The organism is Dokdonia genika (genome assembly GCF_042652845.1).
Taxonomy (GTDB): domain Bacteria; phylum Bacteroidota; class Bacteroidia; order Flavobacteriales; family Flavobacteriaceae; genus Dokdonia; species Dokdonia donghaensis.
This window is the reverse complement of the sequence record NZ_JBHSHB010000041.1, coordinates 67,337-75,078: the sequence shown is the minus strand read 5'-3', so window position 1 is coordinate 75,078 and position 7,742 is coordinate 67,337. Positions and strand designations below refer to the sequence as shown.

The window sequence follows — 7,742 nt, the reverse complement described above, 5'->3', positions numbered from 1 at the left end:
TGTTCATTTTCCTTAAGAGCTTTGATAATCTGACTCTCGCTAAACTTGCTTGTTTTCATTGTGACAGTTTGAATTTAAAGTTAGTAAATTCGAATTAACAACTGTCCTATTTTTAGGGAAGCCTACACACTTTTTGATGGTTTTGACAAATTTGCTGTAACTGATATATTAGAAATAAATAGACCAAATACCGTAAAGAGGAAAAAACTTTTTGGATTATTTTAAAAAAGATAAGTGAGTTAAGAGATGTTCTGGAAAAAGAAGAAAAACAAATCGACTAAATTCGACTGTTCTAAATGTGGCAAGGCCCATTCAGAATGGCCTGCATTGGGTTACATATCACCAGATAATTATCACAACCTTACTGAAAAAGAAAAGGCAGAGTTAGCAATATTAAATAGTGACTTTTGCGAAATTCATTATGAAGACCAAATTGACCGCTTTATAAGGGTTACTCTAACACAAAAAGTAAATAGTAGTTGTCAAAATCTAGATTATGGACTTTGGGTTTCTCTTAGCGAAAAAAGTTATTCAGATTACAAAGAAAATTTTAATAACACCCATCACGAAACTGGTTATTTTGGCTGGTTATGTAGTAACATAGCTTCATATGAAAGCACTTCATCAATCCCTTGTGACGTAATTACAAAGGGCGGAAATGAAAGACCTGAGATTTTTCCGCACAAAGACTTTGAACATCCCTTTGTACAAGATTATTATAACGGAATTTCCAAAATGGAAGCAGAAAGTAGAATAAGGGATATGTTAAAGAAAGCAGGGTGATTAAGAACTAAACCAATAAAATGACACATATAGCATTAACAGCTCAGAGCATCTCACTACGGCTTATAGACCTCTCAGACCCGACCATTTATCGTAAAGTATGGGGGTTTTTCTTAGTTTTTAATTCACTTGAGTTCAACAATATGTACTTTCGAAAAGGTAAGTGGAAGGAAATTAAGTAGTCCAAAAAATTAGACTGACTTTAAAATTGAAAATGATTTAATACTTTATTAAATTAATATAGAAGATCAAAAAATGAAGAAAATAGTATTCATAATTATATCCATACTAATTTATAACAGCGGCTTCTCTCAAAATTTGACCGAAGATGATTTAATAGGAGAATGGGAATTCATAGAATTACAGGATGAGAATGGAGATAAACAAACCAAAATTCCGCTTATCCGTTTTGGAAGAGATATGGGTATTGAAAATGTAAATAGAGATAGTTACATTTTTAAAGAAGACGGAACTTATAAAAGTTTTAACCCATTAAATGTCTCTGTGGGTACTTGGTATTTCGATAAAAAAACAAAAGAAATTAACCTAGAACTTCAGATTGCACCAGACCATAAGTTTCTACCTTCACTTAAAAAGGCAAAACTAGTAAAAAAAAGAAAGGACGGTTTTTACTACCAAAAACCAGTTATACGTAAAATACTTATGTACTCAGATGATGCAATGACTATTGCTGACAGAGAAAAATACGTATTAATTTATAGGCGAAAAAAATAGACCTCCAAATTTCTACAACTTCATAAAATGAGTAAAGCCCCATCTATAGTACCACTTGCCATCTTCGGCATCACAGCGCTTCTGGCACTTGTGACGCTCTTAGACTTTGCGCTACCAGGTACGGTGTATACAGAAGAGGTTACTCGTGTACAAAAAAAGAAACAGCGGTACTATAACGCTGGTGGCAACTCACACAACTCTTATGAAGTTGTAACGCCAAAACACCAATTTTCGGTAGCAGAGGATATTGCAAAGTCTGCAGAAGGTAAATCTATGAGCTATACCGTCTCTTTACTATTTCAAGAAGTCAATAGCTATAGCATACTCCCGTCGCAAGATCGCAGCATTTACTCCTTTAGGCTTATATCTGGGTTTGTGCTTCCGCTGCTGTTGTTGCTAGTCATTGGTATTAAATTTCGCTTTAAGAAGGACCTCAGCATCTTGCTTTTTGTGCTTCAGCTGCTTGTGGTGGGTAATTTTATATGGTTACTCTTCTGGTAAATGAGTTTTAAGGGTGCGAATCCTGCTTTCGCGAAAGCGTAATCACACTATATCACGAAATGAATACTATCCTAAATAAATGCTAAACTCCCTTTAAAACAACCTCGCCACTACACCGGCTATTACATTTGCGCCTTATACTCACAGCAAACAACAACCTTATGACTTTAAAAACGACGCTAGGCATTCTTATTGCCCTTATATGCATATCGTGTAATAACACAACACAGCAAACCCCAACAACAACCGAAAATGTTGTAAAAGAAGAAACACCCACTTTTACAAACAAAGGTCACGAACTTGTATACACAATGATGCAAGAAGTAGGCGACTATGCTACGCTAGCTGCAAAAAATGATGTTGTCTACACCTACACGTATCAAACGCCAGACGGGCAAAAGGACGTCTCTACAGAAAAATACATCTTTAAAGGTGAGTACTCTTATGGATTATATAACACCCACCAGCGCACACTTCCAGAACTAGAAGGCACCATAGAGCAAGGGTATGATGGTAAGGAATACTGGCTTAAAAATGAAGGAACCATAATTACAGATGAGGCTGTGCTTAAGCGTGTAGCCTTTAACAGACCTACTAACTACTACTGGTTTACAATGATGCAAAAACTAGGAGATCCTGGTCTTGTGTATGAATATGTAAAACAACAAACGGTAAACAACATTAACTATGATGTGATAATAGTAAGTTTTGAAAGCACTGAAGATAAACCTCAAGATATCTACCAACTGTACATCAACCCTGAGACAAAACGTGTAGATCAATTTTTATTTACAGTCGTAGACTTTGGTGTGACAGACCCATACCTTATGGAAGTAAGTTATGAAGAAGTAGATGGTTTACAAATCCCTACCAAGCGTCGTTACAAAAAATCAGATTGGGACGCTACGGTTACAGATGCACCGTGGATCACAGTAGACTGGACAGATATCACCTTTGATAATGGTCTAGAAAAGAGCTTATTTGTAAAATAATCGATAAGCAGTCAACTAAGATTTGACACTTTTTTGACAGTTGCAAGAGCGCATTGTTTAAAGTTTGGCTTACATTTAATGTAAATCTCTTTTAAATGATGCGCTTTTCTATTTACCTACTCATAACCTCACTAGCCGTACTAAGCTATAGCTGTACGTCTCAAAATAAACAAAGAGATATACAAGAAGAAGTACCATCTCAAAAAACTAGTCGTATCTCCACACAAGCTCCTGAACAAGATTATAACTTTAATTTGAGTCCGCCGCCATTAAGCCAATTCATACGTAGGATCTTTCAAGATTCTCAAGGTAGCTTATGGATGGGAACTAATGGTGATGGCGTGATAAGATATAATGGAACGAGCGTAGACTACTTTTCTTTAGACGAGGGTTTTAATGGCCAGGCAGTGCGAGCAATTCTGGAGGATAAGAATGGTACCATCTGGTTTGGGACCAATCGAGGTCTGGTAAGCTATGATTTGAATACCACTTCAACTACCGACACACTTTCTTTTAAAAACTACGCAGAAGCGCAGGGACTTACTGCAAATAATATCTGGAGTATGTTACTAGATTCAAAAGGAACGTTATGGATAGGCGCTGTGAGTGGCATAAACACCTATGACGGAACAACATTTACTCCTTTCCCGCTACCAGAAACCAGCGTAGATAATTCTCGTGGTGTCTCAAGTACGACCATTGTGCATAGCATAATGGAGGATGCAAAAGGACAGCTTTGGTTTGCCTCAAACGGTGGTGCTTTTATATTGGATGGCAATACGCTAGATACCTTGAGCACCAAAGACGGTCTCGCAGGTAATAATGTGAATGATATGCTAGAAGACCGCACAGGTAATACCTGGTTTGCAACACACCATAAAGGTGTGAGCCGTTATGACGGAACAAAGTTTACAAACTTCACTACAGATGGAGCGATTACAGGAGAAGAAGTGTGGAGTCTTTTTGAAGATTCAAAAGGGAACATCTGGTTTCCTGCCGAAAATGCTGGGGTATACAAATACGATGGTAATAGCTTTACCAACTATAATCAAGACGATGGCTTACAAAGCAATGCTATCCAGACCATTTATGAGGATGCTACAGGCACCATCTGGCTAGGTGGATATCAAGGGCTTTCTAGGTTAAAAGGTGATAAGATCATACCCGTCACAGAAAGTGGCCCGTGGAAGGATTGAGCAGATCATAGATTACTCAAAAACAAAAAAGGCGACCATACGGTCGCCTTTTTAAATAATTATTATCTCGTAGTATTACATATTACGTCTGTACTGCCCTCCTACTTCAAAGAGCGCACTTGTGATTTGCCCTAGTGAGCAAACTTTTGTTGCTTCCATAAGTTCTTCAAAAATGTTGCGGTTATTAATCGCTGCATCTTGAATTTTTGCAAGCTCTGCTTCTATCTTATCTGCTTTTTCCTTGTGAAGGTTTTCTAGCATTTCGATTTGATACTGCTTCTCCTCTTCGGTAGCTCTAATTACTTCGGCTGGGCGTACTGTTGGACTTCCTTTTGAACTTAAGAAGGTGTTTACTCCTATAATAGGGAACTCACCGTTATGCTTAAGCGTTTCATAATACAAGCTTTCTTCTTGTATTTTAGAACGCTGGTACATTGTCTCCATTGCTCCTAGTACACCACCACGCTCTGTGATTCTGTCAAATTCTAGTAAGACTGCCTCTTCTACAAGCTCTGTAAGCTCTTCTATAATAAATGATCCCTGTATTGGGTTTTCATTTTTAGTAAGTCCTAGCTCTTTATTGATAATAAGCTGTATTGCCATCGCACGACGTACACTCTCTTCTGTAGGCGTTGTGATTGCCTCATCATAAGCATTTGTGTGTAGCGAGTTACAGTTATCATAAATCGCATACAAGGCTTGCAAGGTAGTACGTATGTCGTTAAAATCAATCTCTTGTGCGTGTAAGCTACGCCCAGATGTCTGGATGTGATACTTAAGCATCTGTGCACGTGAGTTTGCTTTATACTTCTCCTTCATTGCCTTTGCCCAGATCTTACGAGCAACACGACCTATGACCGCATATTCTGGATCGATTCCGTTTGAGAAAAAGAATGATAAGTTAGGACCAAATTTATTGATGTCCATCCCACGGCTTAGGTAGTACTCTACATACGTAAATCCGTTAGATAATGTAAGTGCAAGTTGTGTGATAGGGTTTGCTCCTGCCTCTGCAATGTGATATCCAGAGATAGACACACTATAGAAGTTACGCACTTTTTGCTCGATAAAATACTCTTGTACATCACCCATTAAGCGCAGTGCAAACTCCGTAGAGAAGATACACGTATTCTGCGCTTGATCTTCTTTAAGAATATCTGCTTGTACCGTACCACGCACCTGCGTGAGTGTTTCAACTTTTATACGGTTATACACATCTGCTGGGAGTACTTGGTCACCCGTCACTCCTAGTAGCATTAATCCTAAACCATCATTCCCCTCTGGAAGATCACCTTGGTATGCTGGACGTGTTTTTCCTTTATAGATAGCTGCAATCTTTGCTTCTACCTCTGCTTCTAGTCCGTTTTCTTTTATGTACTTCTCACAGTTTTGATCTATAGCGGCATTCATAAAGAAACCTAGCAACATAGGTGCAGGTCCGTTTATGGTCATACTTACAGAGGTCATTGCGTGACTTAAGTCAAAACCAGAGTACAATTTCTTTGCATCATCAAGACAGCAAATACTCACTCCCGCGTTACCTATCTTACCATAAATATCTGGACGGTGACCTGGATCGTTACCATATAAAGTTACCGAGTCAAAAGCGGTACTTAATCGCTTAGCCGGCATTCCTAAACTCACGTAGTGAAAACGCTTGTTTGTGCGCTCTGGTCCTCCTTCTCCTGCAAACATACGTGTAGGATCTTCTCCCGTGCGTTTAAAAGGATAGAGTCCCGCAGTGTATGGGAATTCTCCCGGTACATTTTCTTGTAAACACCAGATTAAGATATCTCCCCAAGCTTGATACTTTGGCAAGGCTACCTTAGGTATTTCTGTATGTGATAATGAGGCACTGTGCGTAGGGATTTTAATTTCCTTGTCTCTTACCTTAAAGGTATACACAGGTGCTTTGTATCTATTTACTTTCTCATCCCATCCGGTAATAATCTCCCAGTTGTAAGGATCGAGATCCATTTTTTTACGGTCAAACTGTGCCTGCAACAACTTGACAAGATCTTTATCTTCTTCGGTAGTTTCGGCGGCAAAGTCTGTGATTTGTAAACCTGCTTTGTCAAGCGCTGGAGTAACTCCTGCTATGGTCTCGATGGTTTTAAATATTCCGTAGAGACGTTGTGCTGTTTCTTGTTGCGCTTTCGCGAAAGCGTCATACCCTCTATTGCTCTCTGCAATCTCGCTCAGGTAACGTGTGCGTGCTGGAGGTATTACAAAAATCTTCTCACTCATCTCCTGGCTTATCTCAAAAGTACTCGTAAGATCTGCCTCGTTTACCGTGTTTACCTTTTCCATTATACGCTTGTAAAGCGTGTTCATCCCTGGGTCGTTAAACTGGCTTGCAATGGTTCCAAAAACTGGCAACTCATCTTGCGGTGTATCCCACAAGTTATTGTTGCGCATATATTGTTTCTTAACATCACGTAGCGCATCTAGCGATCCACGCTTGTCAAATTTGTTTATAGCAACAAGATCTGCAAAGTCTAGCATATCTATTTTCTCGAGCTGCGTAGCTGCGCCAAATTCTGGTGTCATCACATAAAGCGACACGTCGCTATGCTCTAGTATCTCTGTATCTGACTGCCCAATACCTGATGTCTCAAGGATGATTAAGTCATACTCGGCTGCTTTAAGTACTTCTATAGCTTCGCCTACATACTTAGATAGTGCGAGGTTACTCTGTCTCGTAGCCAGCGAGCGCATATACACACGCTCATTGTTAATCGCATTCATACGGATACGGTCACCTAGTAAGGCTCCGCCCGTTTTACGCTTAGAAGGATCTACAGAAATAAGACCAATAGTCTTCTCTGGGAAATCAATAAGAAATCTACGCACCAGTTCATCTACAAGTGAAGATTTTCCTGCTCCTCCAGTACCAGTAATACCAAGTACGGGTGTGAGTGAAGATTCATTCTTTTTATGAATCGCATCAAGCGTATCTTTTGCAACCTCTGGAAAATTTTCGGCAGCAGAGATTACTCTAGCTATAGCCGTAGGTACTTTATCACTAAGTTGAGACGCTTGATTATCTAGCTTATCTCCTATGGCATAATCAGACTGTTGTACAAGATCATTAATCATACCTTGCAATCCCATCGCACGGCCATCATCTGGAGAGTAGATACGAGTAATCCCGTAATCCATAAGCTCCTTAATCTCTTCTGGAAGTATCACACCACCTCCTCCACCGAAGATTTTAATATGCCCCGCACCTTTCTCTTTAAGAAGGTCGTACATATATTTAAAATACTCATTGTGCCCTCCTTGATAAGAGGTCATTGCAATGGCATTTGCATCTTCTTGTATGGCAGTATTTACTACTTCTTCTACACTGCGGTCGTGACCTAAATGTATTACCTCAACACCGGTACTTTGTATAATACGGCGCATAATATTTATCGCGGCATCGTGTCCGTCAAAAAGGGAAGCAGCAGTTACTATTCTAACTTTATGCTTAGGAGTATAAGGAGTGGCTTGTTCCATCTGTAATTTTAAGTATGTATAACGATGTAAATTT

The 7,742-nt window shown here is 39.2% G+C and carries 6 protein-coding genes; 5 read left to right on the top strand and 1 reads right to left on the bottom strand.

Annotation, left to right across the window (positions count from 1 at the left end; translation table 11 throughout):
- Positions 1-246 precede the first annotated feature (246 nt).
- From ACFO5T_RS14405 to ACFO5T_RS14385, 5 genes are all read left to right on the top strand, one after another.
- Complete coding sequence (locus ACFO5T_RS14405; RefSeq protein WP_299148291.1) at positions 247-783, top strand: DUF2199 domain-containing protein; 537 nt, start codon at positions 247-249, stop codon at positions 781-783.
- A gap of 255 nt (positions 784-1,038) precedes the next feature.
- Positions 1,039-1,518, top strand: a complete 480-nt coding sequence (locus tag ACFO5T_RS14400; RefSeq protein WP_380035791.1) for a hypothetical protein — start codon at positions 1,039-1,041, stop codon at positions 1,516-1,518.
- Positions 1,519-1,545: 27 nt separating this feature from the next.
- Positions 1,546-2,019, top strand: a complete 474-nt coding sequence (locus tag ACFO5T_RS14395) for a hypothetical protein (protein WP_380035788.1) — start codon at positions 1,546-1,548, stop codon at positions 2,017-2,019.
- Between the two features lie 161 nt (positions 2,020-2,180).
- Positions 2,181-3,011, top strand: coding sequence for a DUF6503 family protein (locus tag ACFO5T_RS14390; protein ID WP_380035785.1), 831 nt, complete (start codon positions 2,181-2,183; stop codon positions 3,009-3,011).
- A gap of 95 nt (positions 3,012-3,106) precedes the next feature.
- Complete coding sequence (locus ACFO5T_RS14385) at positions 3,107-4,207, top strand: ligand-binding sensor domain-containing protein (protein WP_380035782.1); 1,101 nt, start codon at positions 3,107-3,109, stop codon at positions 4,205-4,207.
- A 75-nt stretch (positions 4,208-4,282) separates the two neighbouring features.
- On the opposite strand, the gene ACFO5T_RS14380 is transcribed toward ACFO5T_RS14385, so the two are convergent.
- The gene (locus tag ACFO5T_RS14380) at positions 4,283-7,708 is read right to left on the bottom strand and encodes a methylmalonyl-CoA mutase family protein (protein ID WP_380035779.1); all 3,426 of its coding nucleotides are present in this window, start codon (positions 7,706-7,708) and stop codon (positions 4,283-4,285) included.
- Between the last annotated feature and the right edge of the window lie 34 nt (positions 7,709-7,742).